At 54.7% G+C, this 26,659-nt stretch carries 19 protein-coding genes; 6 read left to right on the plus strand and 13 right to left on the minus strand.

Going from position 1 to position 26,659, the window contains the following annotated elements:
• A partial coding sequence (locus tag ABX962_RS03125; RefSeq protein ID WP_372716526.1) for a DUF1549 domain-containing protein occupies positions 1-3,630 on the minus strand: 3,630 nt, incomplete at its 3' end.
• 402 nt (positions 3,631-4,032) lie between these two features.
• Between ABX962_RS03125 and ABX962_RS03130 the strand changes: the two genes are divergently transcribed.
• Complete coding sequence (locus tag ABX962_RS03130; RefSeq protein WP_372716528.1) at positions 4,033-4,845, plus strand: DUF1080 domain-containing protein; 813 nt, start codon at positions 4,033-4,035, stop codon at positions 4,843-4,845.
• 113 nt (positions 4,846-4,958) lie between these two features.
• Here ABX962_RS03130 and ABX962_RS03135 read toward each other — a convergent pair whose 3' ends face one another.
• The 8 genes from ABX962_RS03135 to yajC form a co-directional block, all read right to left on the minus strand.
• On the minus strand, positions 4,959-7,031 hold the full coding sequence (locus ABX962_RS03135) for an ATP-binding protein (protein ID WP_372716530.1): 2,073 nt from the start codon (positions 7,029-7,031) through the stop codon (positions 4,959-4,961).
• A gap of 486 nt (positions 7,032-7,517) precedes the next feature.
• Positions 7,518-8,615: a Gfo/Idh/MocA family oxidoreductase gene (locus ABX962_RS03140; protein WP_372716532.1), complete on the minus strand. Its 1,098-nt coding sequence runs from the start codon at positions 8,613-8,615 to the stop codon at positions 7,518-7,520.
• Entirely contained in the window at positions 8,612-9,421 is an 810-nt protein-coding gene (lpxA, locus tag ABX962_RS03145) for an acyl-ACP--UDP-N-acetylglucosamine O-acyltransferase (protein WP_339936140.1), read from the minus strand. Before lpxA ends, ABX962_RS03140 begins: the two co-directional genes overlap by 4 nt.
• A gap of 63 nt (positions 9,422-9,484) precedes the next feature.
• On the minus strand, positions 9,485-10,381 hold the full coding sequence (lpxC, locus tag ABX962_RS03150; RefSeq protein WP_372716534.1) for a UDP-3-O-acyl-N-acetylglucosamine deacetylase: 897 nt from the start codon (positions 10,379-10,381) through the stop codon (positions 9,485-9,487).
• A gap of 190 nt (positions 10,382-10,571) precedes the next feature.
• Positions 10,572-11,201 carry an OmpH family outer membrane protein gene (locus tag ABX962_RS03155; protein WP_372716536.1) on the minus strand — a complete coding sequence of 210 codons (630 nt, stop codon included), beginning with the start codon at positions 11,199-11,201 and terminating at the stop codon, positions 10,572-10,574.
• Between the two features lie 238 nt (positions 11,202-11,439).
• Entirely contained in the window at positions 11,440-13,596 is a 2,157-nt protein-coding gene (locus tag ABX962_RS03160) for a M28 family peptidase (RefSeq protein ID WP_372716538.1), read from the minus strand.
• Positions 13,597-13,679: 83 nt separating this feature from the next.
• Positions 13,680-16,886 (minus strand): protein translocase subunit SecD, encoded by a 3,207-nt coding sequence (gene secD, locus ABX962_RS03165; protein ID WP_372716540.1) that lies wholly within the window; start codon positions 16,884-16,886, stop codon positions 13,680-13,682.
• A gap of 125 nt (positions 16,887-17,011) precedes the next feature.
• Positions 17,012-17,452 carry a preprotein translocase subunit YajC gene (yajC, locus tag ABX962_RS03170; protein WP_372716542.1) on the minus strand — a complete coding sequence of 147 codons (441 nt, stop codon included), beginning with the start codon at positions 17,450-17,452 and terminating at the stop codon, positions 17,012-17,014.
• Between the two features lie 106 nt (positions 17,453-17,558).
• On the opposite strand from yajC, the gene ABX962_RS03175 reads away from it, so the two are divergent.
• Complete coding sequence (locus ABX962_RS03175) at positions 17,559-18,818, plus strand: DegT/DnrJ/EryC1/StrS family aminotransferase (RefSeq protein ID WP_372716544.1); 1,260 nt, start codon at positions 17,559-17,561, stop codon at positions 18,816-18,818.
• The gene (surE, locus tag ABX962_RS03180) at positions 18,815-19,534 is read left to right on the plus strand and encodes a 5'/3'-nucleotidase SurE (RefSeq protein WP_372716546.1); all 720 of its coding nucleotides are present in this window, start codon (positions 18,815-18,817) and stop codon (positions 19,532-19,534) included. Before ABX962_RS03175 ends, surE begins: the two co-directional genes overlap by 4 nt.
• Before the next feature lie 6 nt (positions 19,535-19,540).
• Here surE and ABX962_RS03185 read toward each other — a convergent pair whose 3' ends face one another.
• Together ABX962_RS03185 and ABX962_RS03190 are read right to left on the minus strand one after the other, a co-directional pair.
• Positions 19,541-20,959, minus strand: coding sequence for a TIGR01777 family oxidoreductase (locus ABX962_RS03185; protein WP_372716548.1), 1,419 nt, complete (start codon positions 20,957-20,959; stop codon positions 19,541-19,543).
• A gap of 110 nt (positions 20,960-21,069) precedes the next feature.
• Entirely contained in the window at positions 21,070-22,203 is a 1,134-nt protein-coding gene (locus tag ABX962_RS03190; protein WP_372716550.1) for a sigma-70 family RNA polymerase sigma factor, read from the minus strand.
• A 426-nt stretch (positions 22,204-22,629) separates the two neighbouring features.
• Here ABX962_RS03190 and ABX962_RS03195 point away from each other — a divergent pair, with 426 nt between their 5' ends.
• The 3 genes from ABX962_RS03195 to ABX962_RS03205 are packed head-to-tail and all read left to right on the plus strand — an operon-like array spanning position 22,630 to position 24,417.
• The gene (locus tag ABX962_RS03195; protein ID WP_372716552.1) at positions 22,630-23,535 is read left to right on the plus strand and encodes a helix-turn-helix domain-containing protein; all 906 of its coding nucleotides are present in this window, start codon (positions 22,630-22,632) and stop codon (positions 23,533-23,535) included.
• A gap of 29 nt (positions 23,536-23,564) precedes the next feature.
• Positions 23,565-24,191 (plus strand): dual specificity protein phosphatase family protein, encoded by a 627-nt coding sequence (locus ABX962_RS03200; RefSeq protein ID WP_372716554.1) that lies wholly within the window; start codon positions 23,565-23,567, stop codon positions 24,189-24,191.
• A gap of 22 nt (positions 24,192-24,213) precedes the next feature.
• Complete coding sequence (locus ABX962_RS03205) at positions 24,214-24,417, plus strand: hypothetical protein (protein ID WP_372716556.1); 204 nt, start codon at positions 24,214-24,216, stop codon at positions 24,415-24,417.
• A gap of 143 nt (positions 24,418-24,560) precedes the next feature.
• On the opposite strand, the gene ABX962_RS03210 is transcribed toward ABX962_RS03205, so the two are convergent.
• Both ABX962_RS03210 and ABX962_RS03215 read right to left on the minus strand, forming a co-directional pair.
• Complete coding sequence (locus ABX962_RS03210) at positions 24,561-25,793, minus strand: DUF1559 domain-containing protein (RefSeq protein ID WP_372716557.1); 1,233 nt, start codon at positions 25,791-25,793, stop codon at positions 24,561-24,563.
• A gap of 74 nt (positions 25,794-25,867) precedes the next feature.
• Positions 25,868-26,056, minus strand: coding sequence for a hypothetical protein (locus ABX962_RS03215; protein WP_372716559.1), 189 nt, complete (start codon positions 26,054-26,056; stop codon positions 25,868-25,870).
• Positions 26,057-26,659: the final 603 nt, after the last annotated feature.

A 26,659-nucleotide genomic window follows, 5' to 3' on the forward strand; every position in this document is an offset into this window, starting at 1 on the left:
GGCAGCTCGTGTTCCCTTGGCCACACCGGGAATCGAACTAATCGCTCCGGTAACCTGGTGCACTGCATCGTAAATCACTTCGGCAGGCAATCGCCGCGGCATGGCATGCGAGTAATTCAGATGGTCGTCTTCGTTTAGCGGATTCGACTCGATGCTTAGCTGATAGGTTCGACTATTGCAAATCAAACGATGCATCGTCCGCGTATCAAACCCGGATTCGACAAAACGATCCGTCAAGAAGTTCAGCAGTTCGGGATTGGTCGGTGGGTTGCCGGCACGAATGTCGTCGATCGGTTCGATCAAACCGACGCCAAGCAAATAGCCCCACAAGCGGTTGACATAACTGCGGGCAAAGTACGGATTGTCGGCATCGGTCATCCAGCGAGCAAGCTGCTCGCGTCGCGAGGCATTGTCGCTTGTTTCATGGTCGACGGCGAAGGGAAATTTCGGCGGGACGGTATCCCCGGTTCTGCCATGCTTGATCTCACCGCTTGTTTTGTCCGTCACGATTTCAAACAGCGGCTTGGCACCTTCGACTGCCGAACCACCAATTTTGCGATCTCCCGAGGCGGGATCCTTTTTCAGATCGACCTGCGCAAAGTAGGCCGACATTTCGAAGTACTGGTCTTGGGTCCAACGCTCAAACGGATGATCGTGGCACTTGTTGCAATTGAAGCGGATTCCCAAGAACAAATGCGTCGTGTTCTCCATCGTGTCTTCGGGCGTTCGCAGCACTTTGAAATACGACGCCGGAGGATTTTCGTTGTTCGATCCGCTGGCGGTTAACAGCTCGCGGACAAATTGGTCATAGGGCCGGTTTTCAGCAACGCAAGTGCGAATCCATTCTTGAAACTTCGTGCTTCCCTCGACCCCGAGAAACTTCCGATTGACTTGCAACAGGTCGCACCATTTATTGGTCCAGTAGGCGATATAGGCTTCGCTGCCGATCAATTCATCAATCACCTTGGCACGCTTTTCACGCGAGTCGGTCGTGTCGGCCAAGAACGATTTGACTTGATCGCTGGTGGGCAACAGTCCGGTTAAATCAAGATGGACACGGCGCAAGAACGTGGCGTCATCACACAGCGGGCTGGGGACCACTTTGACTCGCTGCCATTTCTGGGCGACGAGTTCATCGATCGTGTTGTGGGTGAGAAGCACCGGATCTTCGTACCCCGATCGATCGCCCATCACGGTTAATGTCGTTGCCGCATAGGCACCTTCGAAACGAGCTAAGATGGGAGCTTCGCCGCGGCGAATCGCCGTCAGCAAGCCCTTGGCATCGGCGCTGGCGACTTCGGAGTTCCCGCTTTCGATAAACGCTTCGCTGGTCACGTCACGCGAAGTGCCGTTGCGATAGGTCGCGACCACTCGCACTTGTTGACGCGACTTGATCGCTTGGACCGTTGGATTGCTCGGGGAAATCTCGATCGATGCAACACGGGGTGACTGCAAATCCACCTGGCTCCCATCGGCAATCCAGCGTCGCAGAATCGCATGGTTGGGGTCTCCGTCGACCATCAGCACACCACCTTGATGCGGTGTCAACCCGAGCGGTTTTCTCAGCATCAACGAGTCGTCCGGCGAGGCGGGGTTGATACGTCGAGCCGCCAAGTCGTCTTTGAGCGCTCGCAAATCGAACACGGGATCGTAACCGCGAAGCGACAGCCGAAATCCGTTTTTTCCTTTTTGGGCCCCATGACATGTTCCTTGGTTACACCCCAACCGGCTGAGCACGGGATTGACGTCGTGAATGTAGTCAACCGCGCCGGGGGCATCGTCGTCACCGTAGCAAGCGACATCAACAGAGACTGTTTTCGTAAGCTCGCCAAAGCGAACCACCATCTCGCCATGGCCATCAGCAATCGGTCTCATCAAACCACGCTGGTCAATTGCGATCAGCGAGGGAACGTGGACTTCGCAAAAACGGGTCACGTCCACAGTCGAGTCATCCGCAAGCGTCGCCATCACCACAATTTGGCTGTAGGCGTAGGGCGAATCCAATCGAATCGTCTCGGGATAGACCGTCAATTGGCGAGCCCATTTCGCATCCACGGCCGGTTCGTCCGTTAACGATTCGGCAGACGCCGACTGGGCTCGCATCCACGCCTTGGCGTCAAAGGCACCGTGTTTGGTGTTCTTTTCACTTTCGACCGCAACCACCGGAAACTCGGACACAAGCTTTCCATCAGCATCGATTCGCCGCAGCACGGCATCGTTACCGGCAATCACGAGTCCGTTGTCGCTGGAGAAACGAATCGCGTAAACCGCCGCGGTGTCGCTACTCCATTTTGCGATCTCGGTGGTTTCCTTGGACTGATAGGCCGCCAGCATTTCTTTTTCGTTTGCCGAGCGTTGAGGCCCTCGTTTGGCCATGATTTTTTTGACTTCTTCCGACAAGGTGCCGATAAAGTCATACTTCCAAACTCGCACTTCGCTGCGACCATCGAGCGTCGACGCGGCGGCCAAGCGTGTCCCATCAGGGCTAATGGCGACACTGAAGATTCGGCCTGGCATCGCTGGCAGATTACGGATCAAGTTGGCATCATCGCCGATCTTGCGAGCGGTTTCGCGAAACACACGATAAACCTTGGCGACACCGTCCGCACCGCCAACCAGAATTTCATTTCGCTCGGGATGAATCGCGACACTATTGAGTCCTCCCGAAAGGGCCCCCGGTGTAATCGACGTGATGTTGTCAACAAATCGCTCAGTGGCAACCTCGGTCAACTTGCACGACATATCGCGAGCGACCGAAATCAAATGAGTCCCATCGGGTGTAAAGACAGTGTCGCGAACCCAATCGTCATGCGCCCCTTGAAACAGCACCTGCTGGCCCGATGCGGTGTCAATCGCGCGAATCACATTGTCGGTCGCGCCAAAGGCAAGCTTGCTTCCGTCGGGAGACCAGCTTGCACCGCCAAGCGTGTCATGCGTAAAGGGCAACGACATTTTCAGTTCTGTGGATGCGACGTCCCAGATCTGCAGTTCGCCTTGCACCCCAGGAGTTCCACCGGTCGCGGCGATCCGTTTTCCGTCGGGCGAAAAGCGGACGGTATTGATTCGTGGACTCATTCCAATCAAACGCGAAATCGTTTCCCCGTTCTCACTATTGAGCAGGATGATTTCATGAAACCCTGCGACGGCGATTTGTTGCCCATCGGGGGAAACATCGATCGACGGCAGTGTGGGTGGCCCGACGTAAACGGGCGGATGGTCTGGAGTGTAAGTCGGCCCCGTCGACTTTGGCGAATCATCCATTGCGCCATCGGAGATCCATTGCCGAATCTTTTCAATCTCGCTGGCGTGCAGTGGCTTGGCCGGAGATTTCGGCATCTCGGCATGCCCATCGACTGGCGTGATTTGATCGACCAGATAACTTTCGTCTGGTTTACCGGGCACAATCGCCGCGGATTCACTCTCGCCGCCTGCGAGCAACGACGCGAAGTCGGTCATTTTGTATTGACCTAGCTGCTTCGCGCCTTGGTGGCATCCAAAACACTTGTTGCGAAAAATCGGCTCAATGTCGCGAGCATAACTCAGCGATACTTGGGGATCCGAGGACTCCTTTGCCACTAAATCGATGCAAATTAGTGAAACGACAGCGAACAAGATCGTTCGAAAGGGCATGGCATTACTCGTGCTTTCAGAGTTCGTTTGCACGCTGATCTCTGAAAGCACCAACGACGTTTACACTTCGCTTGTGTACCAATCGCATCAAGCTTGTGAAGCAACGAAGGCGTATGGATTTCAGAGAACAGCGAGTCTGATAACGCCAATCCAGTATCAGCACGCTACTGGCTGATACGAGTAGCCCAGGGAATGGGCGGGCGGGAGTGGGCCGAATATCTCGCAGCGAGGTATCGCGAACCGCTAATTCACTATATCGGGGGCTTCCTGCTCGTCAACACTTTTGACGCTGTGTAAACTCTGATTGTTCGAGAATACGAAAGCCGATCAAATCGTGCGTGGTTGGCACTCGAATCCTTCGAAACCACCTCATAAACCTTCCCCCCATCTTTGAGAAACCACATGAAACGTAGCGTTTTTCTTCCTTTGACACGTTTTGCCCTGCTGGGCGGCCTCGGATTGTCCGTCGCACTTTCGGCTTCATCGCTCTCGGCCGAAGAGTACCTTAATGGGATCAAATGGCAGGAACCGCCCAAGGTGACTCCGGGCGAATCCAATGCAGACGCCCCCTCGGACGCCGTGATTTTGTTTGACGGCGCCGATCTGTCCGAATGGAAAAACGGCGACAAGTGGAACGTCAAAGACGGTGTCGCGAGCACCGGCGAAGGCATGATCACCACGAAGCAAGAGTTTGGTGATTGCCAACTTCATATCGAGTGGTCAGCACCGACACCTGCCAAAGGCAGCGGACAAGGTCGCGGCAACAGTGGTGTGTTCATGATGGGGCGATACGAAATCCAAGTCTTGGACTCGTATGACAACGAAACCTATTTTGATGGACAAGCCGGAGCGATTTACAAACAAACACCACCGGCGGTCAACGCGACGCGTCCGCCAGGCGAATGGAATGCTTACGACATTTTCTGGACCGCGCCCCGTTTCGGCGATGACAAAGAATTAGTTTCGCCCGCGTACGTTACCGTGGTTCACAATGGAGTCTTGATCCTGAATCACTTCGAGCTAAAAGGGGACACCCCCTACAACCGCCCCCCCGAATACAAAGCTCACGAACCCGTCGGTCCGATCTCGCTGCAAGACCACGGCAACCCCGTACGATTCCGTAATATTTGGGTTCGCGAATTCAAGCCAGCCCAAGGCGAACAAGAGCGAAAGCCGTTCCTTCGTGATGGCAACAAAGAAACGCCAATCGAATAAGTAGGCGAAACGATCATCTCGGATAAGCGGAATCGAAACACCGTTTGCGGCGGCATCGCTGTCGCAAACGGCGGCACCGCCGCACGTTCCCCGTCGGCTTCATCACTCGCGACTCAGTTCGAGACTGATTTTTCGGCAGCAGGCTGCAAATCGGATAGCGCCGGAAACAGAATCGTGAATTCGGTTCCCGATCCCACAGAAGATTGCAAGTCGATGGCGCCGCCGTGCTGTTCGACGATCCCGAGTACCGTTGCCAAGCCGACCCCTTGTCCTGTCGATTTGGTGGTAAAGAAGGGGTCAAAAATGCAATGCAATGTCTCGGGCGAGATCCCGGCTCCGTTGTCTTTCACGGTAACGAAGACATGCTCTCCAGGCTGGATCTTTCCACTAAAGATGAAGCCATCAATTTCCACTTGTGAGACTTGTTTGGTGGCAACGTCGATGTGCACCTCGCCTGATTCACCGATCGCTTCGACCGCGTTGGTCAATAAGTTCAACAAGACTTGCGAAAGCGCGGTCACGTCTCCCCAAACATTCGGTGTGCCCGGCGCGATATGTAGATCGATATGAATTCCTTTTTTGGTCGCCGACCCCACCAGACTGGCGACTTTGGTCGCGGCTTGTGCGAGGTCCACATGCTGAGTTTGCGATTGGGATTGCCCCGCAAACGTCAGCATTTGTTTACAGAGCGATGATGCCATCTCGGCCGCATCGACCACTTGATCCAGGTTGTCGTTGGCCACGCTTCCCGGCGGCAAGTTAAAGTTGCATAACTCGGCGTTGGTCATGATCACGGTCAACAAATTATTGAAGTCGTGCGCGATCCCACTCGCCAATTTTCCAAGACTCTCAAACTTTTGCTGATTTTGAAGCTGTAGCTCTCGCTTTCGAGCACGCTCTTTTTGTTTCTCGCGTTCGATCACTAACGCCAGCGACCTCGCCACGCGTTCAAGGCTGACGAGATCCTCAGGAGGACGGCAGTTCGCGTCGTTGGACGCCAAACAAATCGTCCCCAACGTCGTGTTCGTGCTGTCGGTGATCGGCATCGACCCAATCGTCTTGATTCCTATTGGGCCGCAAAACGATGCGGTCGCAGAAAACTCGGGACTCAACATCACGTCTTGAATAAATCGAAACGATCCCGATTGCATCGCCGCGCGACAGGTTGTCGCTTCACTCATGATGGGAAACCCCAGCAGCGTCCTTCGGACATCCTCAGGTAGTGATGGAGCGGCGGCATACCGAATCGATTGCCTGGCCTCATCCAACATCAACACCAAGCAGCGGAGCGCCGGAAAGGCCACGTCAATCTTGCTCGCAACCAAAGAAAGCAGCGATTCAATCGACGTTCCCTCGGATGCGTTCTTGAAAATCTCTTTTTCAAGATTCATCAACTCCAACTGTTGCCGCTCAACCGAAGTGTCTCGCACCGTACCGACGGCGCGTATTTTTTCACCTTTGGCGTTCCATTCGCAGACCGATCCTTCGAGACGAAGCCAACGGTACTCGCCTGTTTTGCGGCGAATACGAAATTCGTAATCAAAGGTATCCGGAAATTCACCCATCGCATCGAGCTGGCTTAAATCCTCGGGATGCATCAGGGCACGCACCCCCATTACAGACCGGTCGATCTCGCCTTCGCGATATCCAAGAATCCGCAGGTATTCGTTATCTCGGATCACTTGTTGATTGGGGATGTCAAAATCCCATACGCCAAACTGGCTTCCCTTCAACGCCAGTGCGTAACGCGTTCGCACTGCAGCGAGCGCATTTCGGTCGTTGTACCAATCGGTGATGTTGGTGAAGGAATTAACAGCATACGTCTTGTCACCATTACTGAAGACGTTGACGTTGGCGCGGACATAAATCCGCTTTCCCTTGAGCGTCATGAAGGCGACGTCGTCGCTGAAATTAGAATCCCTGCGATCAATCGCTTGCAAATAACTTGCAAGCGACGAAAGCGCATCCGGGGGGGCGAGTTCGGAGGCACGTCGATTCAGCTCCTCGATCGACTCCGCCTCAAACAACTCCACGGCAGCCTTGTTGAACGTGACCGTTTGAATTCCCGCAAAGACTTGGCTGCGAAACCCGGAGTCAATCTTAAGTTTCTCGATCAACGATCTTTCGGATGCGTCTTCAATCTCATCCAAAATCGAGACGAGCACGGTCACATCGTCAACAAGCACCGCTGATCTAATTGACTCGAGAAGAAAACTTGTAGGGTCTTCTATCGACGACAAAATTTCAGGAAGGTGAATCATCTAGCGGGCTTTCGATTCTGAAGTGCTCCGGCGCAATCGCACGTCAGTTAGTGTAACAGGTCCCTCGGTTGGTTGCACGTGAATCCCCGCCCTGCCGTCAACCACTTCGCCCGTTTTCCTGCTTATTGACATCCGAAATCAGATCGCAAGGCAGGTTTGGCGGCAAAGTAGTCCCAACCCGAGGTCACAACGTTACCAGCATACGGTTACCAGCATACGCCTTGCCCGCGGCGCCGGAGGCACTCCTTATTAAGGCGACTTCGGAAAACCGCAGGTTCACCCCCCCAAAGCGGCATGACCGCCGACAGTGCGTCAGGGGCGAGGAGAGAACGCAGCACCGTACACCCCCGAGTGGGGACCATAAAGAAGATCTCAATCACCCACACGCACACTCGATGACACTTCTCGCCGCTACGCAGCGCGTCGATTTTGTCCGGCACGACGACTGGCCGATTCGATGCGTTGACGCACCATCGCGTGCGGACCGACTTCGGTGGTACTCGAATCGCGGTACCAGGTACGTTTCTTGATCGAGTCGAGGATTTGGTCGGCAACGACGACGGCTCTTGCACCGGCGTCTCCGTTGACGGCCGGCGAGATACCGGTTTGGATGCTGATCGCAAAGTCGTGAAGTTCATCCAAGATCGCATTGCGTGGTTCCAATTCCTTGGTCACACACTTCAGCGATTCGGTGAAGATTTGATCCGCACACACAAGCGGGTTGTCGACTTCGCTATCGAGATCAAAAGTACGGTCCACCACCGACGCACTTGGACAAACCGAGGTCAGCGATGGTTTGCCAAAGTCGATATCCGCAAAGCCATTCGCACCAAAAATCTGCATTTGCCGAGCCGGAGTTGGACTCAGTCGCGACGCTTTCAAATTGGCAACCAACCCACATTCAAATTCAATGCGAGTTTCGGCGATGTCTTCGTGACTGCTGATCACCGACATTCCGCTGGCGGATACCGAACGCACCGGTGCATTGGTCAACGACAGGACAAGATCCAAATCATGAATCATCAAATCCATCACCACGCCGACGTCAAGACAGCGACCGGGGAACCGCGAAGCGCGGACCGCTTCGACGTACTTCGCATCCACTGCCAAGTCTTCCAAGGCAGCGAACGCCGGGTTAAATCGTTCGACGTGCCCGACCTGCAGAGTCAGGTTGCGGCTTCTCGCCAGATTCGCAATTCGCTGCGCGTCGGGGCCATTCGCCGCCAATGGTTTTTCCACGAAGGCGTGTTTGCCAGCTTTGAGCAAATCAGTGGCGATTTCCGCGTGCAAATCGGTCGGAGCCGCAACCACCGCCGCATCGATCTTAGGGATACATTCTCGGTAATCGGCAAACGTGGGAACTGAAAACAGTTCTTCTACTTTTGCCCGAGCCTGTGCGAAGGGATCGGTCACGGCAACAAGCTCGACCCCGTCGACCTGTTGCAACAATTTGGCGTGGATACGTCCTAGATGACCTGCACCGATGACTGCGATTCGTAACCGACTCACGCTGCTTTTCTCCTTCGGTCGCGACCACGGCCTTTTTGACCGGCAACCGTTGTATCCATGAAATTGAACAATTCGCGAAGCACAGGCCGAATGGGGCCAGTGGACAACAATTGTTCCTTGGCGGCATCGAGTCCCACATAGGATCGATAGAGTAACTTGTAAGCTTTGGTCAGGATTTCAATGTCTTCTTTGGGAAATCCATGTCGTTTCATCCCGATCGTGTTGACCGCGCGAGGCTTGGCGGGCTGGCCATCGACGATGATGTAGGGTGGAACATCATGAAGCACTCGCGCCATCGCGCTAATAAAGCTCATGTTGCCGACCGATGCAAAGTGCACGATGCCAACGCCACCGGCGATGGTGATGTCGTTGCCGATGTGCGCGTGTCCGCCGATCATCACATTGTTGGCCATCACATTGCGGTCACCGACTTTGCAGTCGTGGGCAATATGGGTGTGAGCCATAAAGTAATTGTTGTGACCGACTCGGGTGATACCGTCTTCTTTTTCCGTAGCGCGGTTGACCGTGCAGTACTCGCGGAAGACGTTGCCGTCGCCGATCTGCACCTGCGTTGGGGTCCCCTTGTAGCTTGTGTCTTGCGGGTCCGCACCGATCACGCAGCCTGGGAACACATGGTTCTCTTCGCCGAGCGAGGTAACGCCGGAAAGAACCACATGGTCTTCGAGCAAAGTATCGTCACCGATGCTGACATCCGGACCGATCACGCAGAAGTGACCAATGCGTACATTCGTCCCTAACTTAGCACGTGGATCAACCACCGCAGTCTGAGCAATCTGGGTACTCATGTTTCGGCTCCAAACATCTCTCGGTTGTAATCCCACATCCGCACGGAGAAATCACTGCTATGGCTAAGCAACATTTCGATGCGATTGTGAAATATGGGTTAGGGGAATCTGCGAGGCTGCGAGCTCAGCAAGTCGCTGAGCCATGCGGCCGTTAAGGTTGTGTCCGCCACGATAGGAAACAAAGTTCCCGACCAATTCGACATTGGCAAGCGCCAAGTCACCAATCAGATCGAGCACTTTGTGCCGTGCACATTCGTCGCGAAACCGTAGCGTGTTTTCAATCGGACCGTGTTCGCCGATCACCAACAAGTCTTGGTTGGTGACGTGCGATGCGACCCCCTGCTCTCGCAGTGATTGAGCCTGAGCTTCCGTGACAAACGTTCGAGCCGGAGCGACATCACGGATAAATCGTTCCGGTGTCATTCGCAGTGTGAAGGTTTGATCAAAGATCGGCGAAGGACCATCGAAACTCAAGCGATACTCGTACGAAGTATGGCCATCTTCTGCGGGAGTTGCTTCGATCCACCCAGCAGGTGACTCGACATAGATCCGCTCACGCAGCGTCAAACGACGCTTGGGTTGCGATTGAATGATAAGTCCGGCGGTTCGCAGCGCGGCCACAAATGCAGCGGCACTGCCATCAAGTCCCGGCAATTCCTCGGCGTCAATTTCAACCAAACAATTGTCGATCTCGAGTCCCACCAGGGCAGCCATCAAATGTTCGATCATCTCGAAACGGGCATCGCCATCGTGCAAGATGGTGCGAAGATTAGCATCATTTCGATTTTCGACAGACGCTTGGCACATCGGTTTGGACAGCAAATCACTGCGGACCAATTGAATCCCAGTACCCACCGGTGCCGGGTGCATCACGACACGCACGTCGCGACCGCTCCAGTAGCCTCGACCGCGGACTTCGCACGAAACCGCGATTGTATGTTCGTTGCGTGATGGTGTCACGCTTCGGCCTCCCCTGCCGTGCCCACTCTCACATCCTTGCGAGAGCCTTGTGTGTTTACGGTGTTCACGGCATTCGAGATCGCTGGGATTCGAATGCAGTGAGAGTCCCCGAACCATGGCATTTGATTCTTTTCAAATGCCACAGGTCGGTTTACGTCATTGGATTGCGGAACTCGCAATCGAGCTTTGCTTAGCGAGTCGTTCCCGCACCGCCACGTTTGGCAACGTCTTCTTGGATCGCTTTGTCCAAGTACTGCATCACACCCTTGGTCATGTCGAGGGCTTCGTCATGATAGACGATGTTCTTCATCACACCACGGATGACCGACTCACCCCTTTCAAGATCCATCTCTTCGCTGTTGTAACGAAGAACCATGTTGATCTTGTAGTGCTGCGCCAAGAATTGGACGCCCGATGCAATCCGTTGATAGTTTTCAAAGTAGATACGAGCTTCGGCATCGGCAAGCTCTTTACGCTTACGTGCCATGTCCAAGCGAAGCTTCGATTCCATCGATGCCACTTGTTCTTCTTGAGCGGTGTAATCCGGGGTGCCTACTTTGAACGTCTTGAGACGTTCGGCAGCTTGCTTTAGCTCTTCACGCTTGCCTTGAAGCTGAGCATCATAGCTCTTCAAATCGCCTTCGACTCGCTCCACTTGGGCTTTGATGCCGGGGTGGTTCTTGAAGATGTAAGCTACATCAACCACGGCGACGCGGTGTCCGCTCGATGCGGATGCTTCCTGAGCCGTAGCGACACTAGGGACGACGGCTGTCATGGTAAGGATGGCCACTAGAATGGCCGCTACACAGTTAAATCGCACGTCCGCTCTCCTTGCGTTATGGGTGCGCAGATCTTGACTCGACGCAAATGCAAACACTCGTACACGTGGCGTCCATCGCCATCGCCGAGACATTCACGCCGACACTATCAGAACTGTCACTCGCAGTACTGACTCACTCGGAATTGTGCCAGCCATACCGATTGCCGTAAAGACTAATCTGTACAGTTCTGACAAACCCCGAAAAAAATTACTCTGTTTTTTACGTTGCGTTTGCTTGTCATCCACCGGGACGAGCATCCAAGCGGATCTCGAACTCCAACGGTTGGCCGTTACGCGTCAGCGTTACTTTCAACGCATCACCCGGCGAGCGATGGCGAAGTAAATCCAACACGTCCACTGCCGTCCGTACCGACTTTTTCCCCAAGCGATCAAGTCGATCGCCCGGCATCAAGCCAGTTCGCTCGGCAGGACCACCCGAAGTCAGTCCTGAAATCACCACATGATCAGCTCGATCTTGTAAAGAAACTCCCATAAACGCCGTTAATTGACGGCGAATCTGGACTCGCTTCTCCGTTTCGGCATATCGCGGACGCGTCTCGCGTGTCGCCAAGTCAAACACGACATCAGAAACCATATCGGTTATTCGGGTTAGACCACCGTAATCGATTTTGTCGGAATCATCACTTGGACGGTGATAATCGTTGTGAAGCCCTGTGAAGAAAAATAAAACAGGCACCCCCGCCTCGTAAAAGGACTGATGATCGCTCGGCCCATAGCCGCTGGGGACCTTCATCAAATTAAATTGATAGCGTTGGTTCAACCCGTCGACCAGCCGCTCGAACCCGTCACTGGTTCCGGTTCCGTAAACCGTCAACTCGTTGTCGTGAAGCCGGCCCACCATATCTAAATTGATCATCGCCACCGTGGAATCGAGCGGATAACGAGGGTGACGCACATAATATTTACTCCCCACCAACCCACGCTCCTCGCCCGTGAAGCCGATGAACAACACCCGGCGGTGCGATTGGTGCTCGCTGAGCCGCTCGAGCAATAAAGATGCGGTTGCTAGCATTGCCGATGTCCCGCTGGCATTGTCGTCTGCACCGTTGTGGATCGCGACCGTCCCCGGCGCAAGCGATCCGTAGCCCCCCATCCCCACGTGATCGTAGTGAGCACCGATCACCACCGTCTCTTCGGCCAACGGACCTCGTCCCTGCAATTCACCAATCACGTTCGAGGTGCTGGCGTTGGACGATCGGAGCTCGACGCTGACGTGAGCGGTCAACCCCGGAAGCAGCATGCCTTGGGGTTGATACGTGCTATCAATCTTTGATTCGAGTTCGGCAAGGCTGAATCCGGTGGTTGCTTGCAACGCGAGATCAAATCGATCACGCGCTAACGAAACGACCGGAATTGTTTTCTTTTCGGTTGCGGCCGATTCGCGGTCAACCGATTTCGGATCGTCGGGATTGGCCGCGGTAACGGTGACCGTTCCGCCCGCTTCGGCGATTTGTAATACGCCGCGACGCTTTTGATCGACATCGTCGCGGAGCCCGGTGATCATCGTTTCGATTCCGGAGATTCGGCTCCGCAGGGTTGCACGAATGTTCTCGGCTTCCGCTGGCAATCGGTCGAGCTGTTCCCGCACCGCCTCGAGACGACTGCGTTCGGTCGTCAGCTTTTTCTCGGCCTCGGCGACACTCGCTTCGATGCTGCCAGGGTCGTTGATCAGAATCACGGCCGCGGCCCCATGCTGGATCGCGTTTTCAATTTTGGTTTGAAAATAGGCGTGCGGCGAGGTCTTCGTTCCCTCGAAGCGACTGCTGGCGTCATTCACGCCCGGCTCTTTTCGCAGGATCGCGACGATTTTGTCTTGGACATCGATGCCGGCGTAGTCGTCGTAGTCCAATGCGGCAGCCGTGATGCCATAGCCCACGAAATACAGCTCCGCGGCCACATCGCCCTTGGCCGAGCCGATCGACATCGGGTTCATGCCGACCGAAAGTGATTCATCGATTTGGACCGTATCGAGACTGCGGGAATCGAGATCGCTGGAATCGGTCCGATCACTTTCGCTCGCAGAATCGGCCGAAGCGTTCACCGTGCGGAAAACTCGCACGAAATTCTGTTCGGCAGCCCCCGGACGAGCACCGACCGGGATTTCAAGCTGCTGAAACGGAGAACCTTGGAAAAGGTCGGTTCGCAAACCGCTATCGACCATTCGTTCGGCAACGTAATCGGCCGCGACATGTATCGCGTCGTCATCGACGCTACGGCCGCGAAGCTGATCACTGGCCAGATGCACCACATCGGTGCGCAGCTGAGCCTGCCAACGCCCTTGGGACCTGACTCCCGAAGGGCTTTCCGCATTCAGCAGAGAAGTGTTGAGGACCGAACAGGAGAGAAGCAGACAAACGGCTCCGAGGGTACGCATCGACCAACTTCCTTTCCCAAACCGATCCCAAAACGTGTCCAACAGCGAATACGTGGGTCAGACACGATTGTTCGCTCGCTGCACTATGCAGCCTTGACCTTTTCGTTGCGTTGAATCAAGTACAACAGCACAGGGCTCGCAACAAAAATCGAACTGTACGTTCCGACCAGAACGCCGACGACCAAGGCAAACGCAAAGGCGTGAATCCCTGCTCCGCCAACAGCGTAAAGCAGCACGACCACGATCAACGTCGTCAGCGAGGTCAGCAACGTACGACTGAGCGTCTGATTGATGCTCGTGTTGATCATCTCGCCAGTCAGGTGAGTCGACTTGCCCTTCGTTTCACGGATGCGGTCAAACACCACAATCGTATCGTTAAGCGAATAACCGATGATCGTCAGCAGAGCAGCCACAACGGTCAAGCTGATCTTGAACGGATCGATCAACAGGAAGCCGAGAGCATCAGCGAGCCAGTAGCTAACCGCGATCGCACCGAGAGTAACAATCACGTCGTGCAGCAGAGCGACCACCGCAGCCAAACCGTACATCACACGTTGGAAACGGAACCAAATGTATCCGATGATGCACAGCAAACTGCCGAACAGTGCACCGAGTGCACGTCCGATCATGTCGCCGGCGACTTGGCCACCGACGCTGCTGCTGCTAATCCAAACCGGTTTGTTGCCAAGACTATCCTTGATCTGCTCCATAATCGCGTCGGCTTGAGCGAATTCCAAAGGCAATTTCACCGTCCACTGGCTGAACGATAGTGAAGACTTGGTATTCCACTTATCCGCACCTTCGCCAATCGGAGTAAGTTCGATGCCGCGTTCGTTCAGAGGCACGCTGACTGCCTTGGCAGCATTCATCAGCGTTTCGACCAACGTCGGAGCATTGATGCCCGCACCGCCTTCTTCGCCTTCGATGCCAAGTTTGATCAATGCCGTGCTGTAAACGATCGACGAGCGATCCGAAATAGATGGCGTCGTGGTTTCGGCTGCGGGGCTTTCTTCGTCGCTAGCCACCGTATCGGTTTCCGCTTCGTCCTGAGGATAAAACACAGCCAACTTGCTTCCATTGGTGTCACGCGGATTCAGCGAAGACGCCTTCGGAGCAAGCGGTGCTTTCGGATCGGCAGGCGAGATATCGATTTTGTAGGTCACAAGATTGACACTATCGTCCTGAGCGAATGCAGCGGAGATCGCATCTTTCAGTTGATCGACTTGCTCGTACGATGAGTCGACTTTGTAGACGGTTCCATTGGGACTTGATTCCATGGTCACGCCGTTGACCGTGAACTGGATCGGTTGACCATCTTCGGCGACCATCACTTCGCCAACGATCTTACGAATGGTGTCGGTTTCGGTTGGCTTGTCGACTCGGAACTGAACCGACGAACCACCGGCAAAGTCGATATCAAAAATGCCTTGACCACGAGCAAAGATCGAACTGATTCCGATCACCACAAGCAGCGAGGAAACGGCCAATGCGAATTTGCCTTTGCCCATGAAGTCAATATTGTCACCGCTGCTGAACATGCCACGCAGCGAGTTAACACCATCGGACATGCTGAGGGTCAAGAAACCGTGACGTTCGGCAATGTCAAAGAACGTTCGCGACATGTAAATCGCGGTGAACATCGAGTACAAAATCCCCAGAATCAAAGTCACCGCGAAGCCGCGGATCTGGTCCGTTCCGATCGCGTACAAAACGATCGCGGTGATCAAGGTGGTCAAGTTCGCATCAACAATCGTCACGGTTGCTTTGGCGAAACCGTTGCGAATTGCCATGCGGGGCGCCGCACCTTTCTTGAGTTCTTCGCGAATACGTTCAAAAATCAGCACGTTCGCGTCGACCGACATACCGACGGTCAAAACAAGCCCCGCCAGTCCTGGAAGCGTCAGCGGTTGGTTGATCAGCACCATCGTGCCCAGGATCATTCCCAAGTTCAAAACCAACGCGATACAAGCGACCACGCCAGCGAACCGGTAATAAAACAGGATAAAGACAAGCACCAAGCTCAAGGACAACCCGATCGCAAAGAAACCTTTGTTGATCGTGTCTTTACCGAGTGTCGGGTCAATTTGGTTTTCGGCAATGGGTTGCGGGGTCAGAGCGGCAGGCAATTGCCCCGCCTTCAGAACCGCAACCAAATCTTGAACCTCTTCCTTGGTAAAGCTGCCGGTGATACGGCCTTCTTTGCGAATCGGTTGCAGGATATTCGGAGCGGACAGCAGGTCATCATCCAAGACAATGCCCAATTGTCGCTGCATCGTTCCCACAGGAGCGTTGTTGGTCGTCAGAGCAAAGAAGCGTCCCGAGCCTTCGTCGGTCAGGTTAAAGGCAACCGCGGGAGCCCCATTTTGGTCGAACGTGCTTGCCGCGAACGCCAAGTCGTCCCCTTTAATATCCAAGTCAGGATCGACGATCATCAGCGTTTCGATGCTGTCGAGACCTTGCTGCTGCATCCATTTAACAGTTTTAACTTCGCCATTGTCGCCACGAACCGTCGCGGGAAGATCGATCAATTGGCCTGTGGTTGGATTACGAACAATCGCATTGCCAACGTTGACTCGCAGCGGGCGAACCCCTTGTTTTTCGATCTTTTCTTGGTCAACACGCGCCCAACGACCAACGATATCACCATTCACGTCCATCACGACGGTGCTGGTGCGTTCGGCTTGGCTATCCGATTCGGACTGCTCGATCGCCAAGTCAATGATGCGTTGATGGTCGTTGCGATTGGCAAGAATCGCAAATCGCAAAATCCCTGCTTCTTCGACACGTCGCTTGATACGATCGAGTTCGTCGACTTCGCCGACACCGCTTGATTCGCCGCCGTCGCCTTCGCCGCTGGATTTCGCCGGCACGATGATTTCGATCTGACTTTCGCCGTAAGGGCGAATCACAATTTCTTTGGTACCGCTGGGGTTGATTCGGCGTGAAAGCGGCTCAACAAGGTCTTCGGATGTGATCCGTTGCCCCGTCGCCTTGTCTTCGCCGATGTTTTTGCTCTGGTCGATCTCGTAAACCAAGATCGTCCCCCCTTGCAGGTCAACACCACGAGTCGGTCGCTTGTTGATCAGAACCGTCGAGCTTGCGATGATCGCCAACAACACCAACCCCAACCGGGTCGAGTAGTTAGGCATTTTCAGCATCTTCGCCAGCCACCCACCCAGGATGAACGGGACAATCAAAACAGCCAACGCGGCAGCGAGCCAAATGTACTGTTCGATTGAGATTCCTTCCTTAACGGGCTCGGCGAGCTCGTCCGCTTGGGCAAGCGGCATCACGAAGAAATCGAAAAACGATTGGGAAAAGAAATTGCAGTCCATCGTAGGTTTCTGAATCGAAGGAGGGATTCGTCAGTCGTGCGAGTAGCGCGTCATGAGCTATCGCAGAAGTAAATTAGGTTCTAGCTCTTCGTTTTGGAATCGGCATCCTTGTGATCCGATCCCTTATTCTCTTTGTTCGGGTCGATCACACGAGCGATTGCCGTGAAATTGACTTTGATCCGAGTGTTGTTGTTATCGTCGACTCGCAGCGTCAGCGTATTCGTCTCGGACGAGGTCGAAACCACCGTTCCGTGAATGCCACCGGCCGTCACGACGCGATCATTCTTCTTCAAAGTGGACAGCATCTTGGCCTCTTCTGCTTTTCGCCGGCGTTCCGGAGCGATAAAGATCTGAAATGCCAAGAAAAATAGAATCACAAAAGGCAGAAAAGGATTGTTAAATAATTGCTGAAACCAATTCAAATCCTCGGGCGCAGCCGCCTCTTCAGCCAGAATGGCGATTGTCGAGACAATCAATTCGGATGCGATTGAAGCGATACCAGGGTAGAATTCAGCAAACAAAAACACGTCCTTTACGCAATCAGCGGTATCATGTAACCCTACTGAAAAGAGTCTCAGTAGAGCCGCGCAGCCTCCACTAGGGCTGGGTCAGCGAATGCGGCATGATATGGAAGCGAAAAAAACGTCACAAGCCCAGCACGGCGGTTATTACGTGACGGACACGGACTTCCTGGTGCCTCAAACGTCTCCCGCTGCGGGCTTTCCCCCAGCGGATTGGAACCGAAACGCGTTCCTGCCAGCCAAAACCGGCCTCTCGCCCCTAACTCGCCCCCCTATTCTGCCCAAACCCGCCGTTTCTATGCCAATCACGATTCCCCCCTGGCCTCGCCAAACACCCGAGATCTCCAGGGCAGTGACCCAGTGCATCGAGTCGACAGACTGGGGACGCTACGAGAGCGAGACGAAAAACGCTCTGATTGCTGCGATACAGTCGTTTTTCGAGGCAACTCACGTGCGACTGTGCTGTAGTGGAACCGCGGCAATCGAAATTTCGCTGCGGGCAGCGGGGGTGACAAATGGTGATGAGGTGATCGTTTCCGCCTTTGATTACCCAGGGAACTTTCGCTGTATTGAATTGCTCGGTGCCACGCCGGTGCTGGTTGATGTGTCATCCGAAAACTTTGGCCCCGACGTCGATTCAGTTGCCGCTGCCGCCAGCGAGCGTGTTCGCGCGGTGATCGCATCCCATTTGTACGGTCATGCCTGCGACATTGCGTCGCTACGCAATTTGTGTGACGAAAATGGCTGGGTACTGATTGAAGACGCTTGCCAGACCCCCGGAATGAGGATACATGGAAAGCCGGCTGGCTCGTTTGGCCATTTGGCGACCCTTAGTTTCGGTGGCAGCAAACCCTTGTCATCAGGAAACGGAGGCGCAATCTTGACCAGCGACGACCGGATTGCCGCTCGGATTGCCGGATTGCTCGATCGCCCTAGCGACGCGTTTCCCTTGAGCGGTTTGCAAGCCAGCGTGTTGCCGCCACAGTTAGCGGAATTGCGAAAACAAAACGAGCAGCGAAACCGCATCGCTCGACAAATCCACCAGCAGCTCAAACGAATAGACTCGCCGCTGGTCTGTTTGGCAGAAATTCGCGATGAAATCGAACCGGCCTATTACAAACTCGCCTTGCGTGCCGATTCGCAGGCAAGCCGCAATCAAGTCGTCACCGCAGCAGCAGAGCAGCACCTGCCGATGGGCCATGGTTTTCGTTCGATGGCACGCTCTAGTGAGCGGCGCTGCCGCAAACCGGTTCCACTGGATCGCGCCGAAACACTTGCCAATCAAATTTGTGTGCTCGACCATCGTGCTCTGCTGATCGACGAATCGGACGTTTTCGAACTCTGCCAGTTACTAGGAAATCCATGAAATTACTGATCACCAATGATGACGGTATCGATGCCCCCGGTTTGGCGGCCTTGGTTGAATCGGTGCTTTATGCGATGGGTGACAACGTCAAAGTGATTGTCGTTGCGCCGGACCGAGGCCGCAGCGAGTGTGGGCACAGCGTGACCACCGGACGCCCGCTGGCGGTCAAATCCGTTCGTCCTGATTGGTTCCAGATCGACGGAACGCCGGTGGACTGCGTCCGCGCCGGGCTCGGAGTGCTGGCCAAGGGGGCCGACGCAGTGATCTCGGGTGTCAACGCCGGCGCGAACCTAGGCGTCGACCTGCACGTCAGCGGAACGTTCGCCGCCGCACGCGAAGCGGCAATCTCGGGCGTCCCAGCGCTCGCGGTGTCGCACTACCGTCGTCCCGACATCGAGAAAACATGGGACCATGTTCCTCGTTGGACAAAAGAAACGATCGAAGAATTTTTACAAATCTCACGACAACAACAAGTCGCTCCGCTGCTCTGGAACCTTAATCTGCCTGCCATCGATCCTACGATCCAACAACCGCCACGGGTGCGATGCGATGTTGATTGGGAACCGATGACACGCACGGCACATCGCCGCGAATCTGAGATCCATTTCGAAAGCGATTTCCACGGACGACCGCGGAAGCCGGGACTGGATGTCGAACAGTGCTTTGGCGGCGCCATCACGCTCTCGGACATCCGTTTGGATCGTCACCTGGGTTAACGCGTTTTACAAAGCTTCCGATTTCAAACGATCCCGCCCTAGCGAGTAACGCAGCGCGGACTCGAGCTCGCTGAAGCGGAACGTGTAACCGGACTGTTGCAACGCTCGGGGAACAACTCGAGTGCTGGCCAACAGCAACGCGTCGGCCATTTCGCCCAGCGCCAATCGCAGCCCAAACGCGGGCGCAGGAAACAGCGGTGGTCGGTTTAAGACGCGCCCCAAAACATGGGTGAACTCGGCGTTCGTGATTGGCTCGGGCGAAACGAAGTTCACGGGCCCGGAAACACCCTCACTTTGCACGCAGTGGTAGATTGCCCCCAACACATCATCCAGTGCAATCCAGCTCCACCACTGCTTTCCGCTGCCTAGTTTGCCGCCCATCATCTTGGCCGGTAACAACATCTTCTCCAGTGCACCTCCCGCCACCGAAAGCACCAACCCAAACCTCGCATTGACGACGCGAATTCCCGCGTCAACGGCAGGCTGGCAAGCGGCCTCCCATTCGCTCGCAACAGCGGCGAGAAAGTCGTCACCGAGGCTAGAGGACTCGTCAAGTACCGTGTCGCCACGGTCGCCGTAGATCCCTGTTGCGGAAGCGCAGATCAAGACATTTGGCTTGCGTTTGAGCGATGCGAGCGATTCACAAAGTTGCCGAGTCTTGACCACGCGGCTATCACGGATCTGTTGCTTAACCTGCTCGCTCCAACGCCCTCCGGCGATCGACTTGCCAGCCAGATGCACAACGACATCGACGTCATTCAACTTTTTCACCTCGCTGGCATCACTCCAAGCGGCAATCGCACCACCGTTCTCCTCCGAGCTCGATTGATTCATCGATCGCACGATTGGACTCGCTTGGTGCCCCAGAAGTGTCAGTAGACGGGTCAAATTTGAGCCCACTAACCCGCTCGACCCCGAGATTGCAAACCGAAGTGGGGCGGACGGATAACGGGCGACCAACTGCAAATCATCCGACGTAACCCGGTGGCGGTACGCGAACATCGATTCAATTTTGCGTTGGGCGATTGAACTGCCAAAGAAGTCGCCCACTGCACCGATCGGCAATTCGTATTCCACCAAATCGGTTAGCGACGCCCCCGATTCGGGTTGAGCTCCTACACGTTCACGGAATTCGTGGTGATGGTTCCAACGAGCAAAAGGCCCTGACACTTGCGTATCAGCAAAATGCCGTGGCGGATCGTACTCGGTGTGCCGAGCGACCCAGCGAAGCGGCACTCCGGCGAACCTTGTTTTTAAAACGACCTCGCTGCCGACAAGCAGACTCTGGTCGCTTGATTCCAACGAAACGCTCTCCCAGGGCGGAGTCAGACGCTGCAGGGCACCAGGGCGTTCGTGATAGGCAAATGCGTCCGCGACCGAGACGGGAAGCGGAGTGGTGACGCGGTAATGATGTTTCTGGCCCATGAGCGATGATGTTTCTCTTGATGTGCAACACGTCTGTCTCGGTGGCTGCCGCAATAACACAGCGGTAATTGTGTCATCGTAACGTCACGGCGATGCCGTGGGGACGCGAACTAGCTTTCGAGTTCCGCCAAACAGACGTCACTTGCCATCAAACGCAACTTCTCCATCGCCCGGCTCTCGAGTTGCCGGACCCGTTCCTTGCTGATCCCAAGCCGATCGGCCAATGCCTGCAGCGTGCGAACTTTGCGGTGAGGCCCCAGCGAGAAACGAGCCCGAATGATCAGTTTTTCTCGGCGATCGAGTTCATCCAGCATCTCAGCCAGCCGGCGACGAAGCTCGTGCCACCGTGTTTCGCTGATGGACGATTCCGACCCTTCATCGGTCAATTCCAGATTCATGTCCTGCAAACCGCCCATCACCTTTTGACGCTCCTGCTGGTTCAGCACCACGGTGCGGTACGCGTTCCGCCGCACCACTTGCGTTGCGTAAGTGCTGAAGCGAAAGCCTCGATCGTAGTCAAACTTTTCGACGGCCCGAATCAACGCGACGATCCCATCGCTGAGCAGCTCGTCAAACGGATTGTTTCCATTGACAAACTTTTTGACGATTGAAAACACCAGACGCAAATTCGCTTCGACAATCCGATCTCGGTGCCAATGGGCCAATGCGATGAAACGTTCAATCAAGGCCAAACGGGCGCGAGAGGGGCGTTTGGGATTTAGCAGACGACGATGCACTGCGGCTTGATGCAGCAAAAAGTTCATCCGCTGAAACAACATCACCTCTTGCTCGGGTTTCAACAGCGGCGCCTCGCACAAACGTCCCAGGTGAATTGGCAGATCCGAACCGCTGCGAGATACGATCCGTGCCCCCGCCGCAGCCTTGGGCTCCGCGAGCTCCAAGGGCGATGCAAACACAACCTCGCCCCGCTGCGAATCCGCGAATTCGTTGTTGCCAATGAAGCTGATCTCGTGGCGAAGTTGAATTTTGGTGCGACGAACTAACTCGTCCTTTTCCATCGCTTCGTAATCGTTCAAGTAGGGCTCGATCGCAGTCAATGCCGCCGTCAATTCGCTGGCGCGGATCCAGCCCCCAGCTCGCGCAGGGATCACTGCCGATTCATCCTCGTGGCGGATGGCATCAGCAGCCGTTTTCCCCCCAGACGCGTTGGCTTGGCATCGGATTTTCGCGATGGCAAGTTCCGAAGGCACGGGCTCGCTTGAGATCGAAATCGAGGTAGTCATAAGGATCACAGGGGTTGGAATTTGATTGGGTTGGCGACCGCAGGTGAACTCGATTGCGAGCTAAACGGGCGGAAGGCACATAACGCAAAGTGCAGGCCAAAATGACCAGCAAGCTTGAGCGAACGTTTTGCACGCCTAAAACGTTCATTTCGTTATACCGAGCCCGCCAAGCAAAAACAACGTAGAAAACATCTCAATGCCGGCAAATTCCTGTGATCAACCCAGACTTGGACGAAAAACAACGTAATTTGTCGATTAGGATCGATTTGGGCTGTTGGCGAATTTTGCCCCACTCCTACAATCATTGGCGAATAGGAATTCGACCGCAAAACGTTCGAAACGTTCAAATCCGGTTCGGCGTGGACGTTTTTTGCTCAACTCCGGCGTTGTTCGCAATCCAACAATTGCCCCCCTGGAATCGATCCCGTGGCTGTTCGACAACCTCACTACTCGCCTAAACAAGTCGCCGATGCACTGCAGGTCAGCGAATCCTCGGTCAAGCGTTGGTGCGATCGCGGCACCATTCCGACGATTCGCACGGTTGGTGGCCACCGGCGAATCGCACTGGACGGGCTGCAGAGCTTTTTGACCAAGTCCGATCGTGCCTTGGTCAATCCAGATGTGCTGGGGCTTCCCGCACTATTATCCTGCCGAAAACCCGAGATTACTGGCGCCGAAACGGATTACCAGCGACATTTCCGCAGCGCCATGGCGGTCGGCGATGAACCAACATGCCGGGAAATCCTCCAATCGCAAATCGAACTCCGTCAAAGCGAGCGAGGGCAAACCCGTGCCGAAATCGCCGAATTATTGATCGCCGACGCGATGCACGGGCTCGGCGAAGCGTGGTGCAGCAACGAACTGGACGTTTACCAAGAGCGGCGAGCCTGTGGAATTGCCCATCGCTTGATCACCGAGTTGATCGCGACATTGCCGCCCCCCCAATCAGCCGCATTGACCGCCGTGGGTGGGGCACCGGAGGGGGACCACTACCAATTGCCGATGCTGTTGGTGCAATTGGCACTTCGCGAATTAGGCTGGAACTCGGTGTGTCTGGGGAACCATTTGCCGCTGCAAAGCTTTGCTCAGGCTGCCCATGACTACCAAACCGATCTGGTCTGGTTAAGCGTTTCCGCGATGGCCGACGCCGCTTCATTTATTGCCCAAGAAACTAAACTGGCGGCCGATCTCGGCGAGCATATTCCGCTGCTAGTGGGCGGCCGAGCGCTCTGTGATGACATTCGGCCACGGTTACGCTACACCGCTCATTGCGATAACTTGCGTCAATTCGTCGAATTAGTAGCAATGATGCAACTAAGTCTTCGACGTTGAACATCCCAACGTGATGCCGAGTGAACGCGATGCCAAGTGAAAATGAATGGCCCCCTGACTCCGATGCTCCCATTCACGACTTGGCGGGCCCCAACCGAGGTGAGACGCCTGCGGCCCGCATCGCCGCGTCAGTGCGGCAGCGACTGTATGCACGCTCGGTGTTTTACCCGACCTTGGCCTGGAACTATACGCTCGGGCGGATCTTGCGGGTCCGACGTTGGTGGGACTATATCGATCCCAGCGTGATCGTCGGGGCTTACCCGTTTGCCCGCGATGTTCCGGGACTGTCGGCCGAAGGAGTCCGCGCGGTCGTCAACACGTGTGAAGAGTATCCAGGGCCCTTAAAAGCCTACGAAACCTTTGGAATTGAACAATTCCATATGCCAACGACCGATTTCACGCATCCGCTGTTTGAGGATGTATGTAATGCGGTCGAGTTTGTCCAAAGCCATGTCGAGAATCAGGGCAAAGTCTATATTCACTGCAAAGCGGGTCGCGCACGAAGTGCGACGGTGGCGATTTGCTGGCTGATCAAACACCGAGGGTTGTCGATCAGCGAAGCCCAGACGGCGCTGTTGGCCGCGCGTCCTCATATCAATCCACGATTAGGCCAGCGTCCCGTCGTTCAACAATTTGCCGAACGCTGGGGCGTGTGAACCTCACCGACCAACGTTAGAGATGAAGCTCTCGATTCGTGTGGATGACCAATTCATCGATGACCACACTCCAGATTCACCATCGCCTGCTTCGGCAACGAGTTTCCAAAATACCTGCGTGCTGATCGGCAGCGACTTCGAGGCAATCAATCACGCCCCATTGATCACCCGCAGCGGCCCGATGTTAAACGGAAGATCGTTCCGTCAATCTCGAGCCGCGACATGATGTCGGGGTACATCAACGCAAGCTGACACCCTGACAACTCACTCCCGCCGCCTGAGGGCGGCGGTGGCTATCGTGAAAATGTTGTGCAGCTGAACCGCGTTATGAGGAACGATTCAAACTAGCGATAACATTTTTAGAAATCACTAAAACTCGGCATTGACGGTCTCTTTGCTTGCTCGCGTCCCCAACGCACCCCAAAGCCCAAACGGACTCATCGCGCCAGCGATCGGAGCAGTGGTGTCGTTGTCGGTGTTGTAGGGCGTCGGCGAATTCTGGTTCCCAGCTTCGATCGAATCGGTGATAAACTTAACCGCACCGTCACCCATCAGAACATGCACTCCACCTTGATGTCGACTTGACGCCGTGGTGTGTCCACTCGACGAGTCGCCACCTCCCAAATACATGGGACCATTTGGCGGACGAATGGTTGTGAAGCTTGTATACAACTGGGCACCGTCGGCCCATCGCCCTCCACGAGTGGAATTACCGCCAAGAATATTCCCTGTCGACTGAGCCCAAAATTGAGGACGTGCTGGGTCAATTTCTCCGGCCAGCGGAAGAGTCGGACTGGCGTTGTGAATCGAGCCCCAGCCGACACTTTGTCGGGCGCTAGTTCTCACATCACGATCCCCCAAGTCCGTTGCAATTTCACCGCCCATGATTGTATTGGCGAGTCCATCAAGAACGTCACGGAAGCCGGTTGCTTTGCGGGGAACAAAGATCCCGCGATTTGCCAGGGCAACACTCTCTTGCGAAAACCACTTGTTGTTCGTGGTGTCAAAATTAGCAGCTCCGGTATCACATCGGTGTGTGCCATCGGCAAGACACGCGACGTAATTGGTTCGTGCCATCGCTGGCAATCCAGTACCTGGATCACTTGGGCAACGAAAACCGGGGACTTCGGTCATCCACGGCTTGTAAGCGGTCGTCCAAGGAGCTGGCCCCATCGCTGGCCACGAGGGCGTGCCGCCATCGGCCATCGGGTTAGAAATTTGCTCCCACAAGGATTGCTGTTCGATGAACGGAAGAACCCCAATCAAAAACGAGAGACGAAAACGATTATTCCCATCGGTTCGCAAGGTCCCGCCAGCGTTAGTGCCGCTGCCGTTTGGACCCCCAATGACTCCGACGTAAGTCCCGCCCTGCTGCATGGGCAGTTTGTTGTAGGCAGCGTGGTAGTTGTGAAGCCCGAGTCCGATTTGCTTCACATTGTTGCTGCAGCTCATACGGCGAGCCGCTTCGCGAGCAGCCTGAACCGCCGGCAACAACAATCCGACCAATACACCAATAATGGCGATCACCACCAATAGTTCAACCAGCGTGAACCCGTCACTCCGTTTTTTTGAAACCAGACAGTACCGCGAATGGACCTGCATTGCTCATCTCCAAAGAAAGTAAAAAAATGATGAAAAGTGTAAATTGAAAATTGAAGGTAAAGGACGGCTATGGATTACTTGCCCTTTTGCTGCTTCTCGTAATTTTTGGCGTCTTCCGCCATTTGCTTGTCGTAGTCATCGAGTTCTTGCTGCTTTACCTCTTCGGACCGATCATCGACGATCAAGGCAGGTTGACCATCGGAGCAACCGAACACCGCAGCAAGAGGCAGAAACAAGAAGAAACAGAAAAGAAACTTTTGCATACTGAGACGCTTCCAAATAAAGACAAACGAGTTACAAATTGATGTCAGCGAGCGTATTGTGAGAATGGAACCTTAAATTGTCAATCAGCAAAAACGTTGGATTTTCATAGCTCAACGGCTCGAGCCCCAAATCTCGTTTGAAGCATGTTGTCAGCCGAGTAGGTGATCAGCAACACTGCGGGTAGTAGCGCGGTGACAAGACCTTCGCCCGTTTTTAAAATCGTCTCATTTCTAGACAAACAAAGGAGTGAAGAGGCGACGGGGCACGCAATTAAAAATTGCCGCAATCCGCTGGGCCTGAGACCGATTTGGAAGACGGAACTGCTTCACAGACGCCCGGTCTTGATGAATTTCTGTGCTAAGGTGCACATTCAACTGCCTGATAAATATCATAAATAACTAGCCACTTCCGCCCGTTCGAATTGCCAAGCATGCTTGTTTAGCAGGCGACACCAATCGCCATTCGTGTCACTGACTTTCGTCCTAGACACTATGGTCTAACTTCCCTAGCCTTTGTCACTACCGATCTGTTTTGTTTCGTTCGCAGACATCGGCTGAGCGTGCACCAAACCTGGCCGGCTTCCTTACCTCTGCCCTAGTCTG

Source organism: Novipirellula sp. (assembly GCF_041583735.1).
Classification (GTDB): Bacteria; Planctomycetota; Planctomycetia; order Pirellulales; family Pirellulaceae; genus Novipirellula.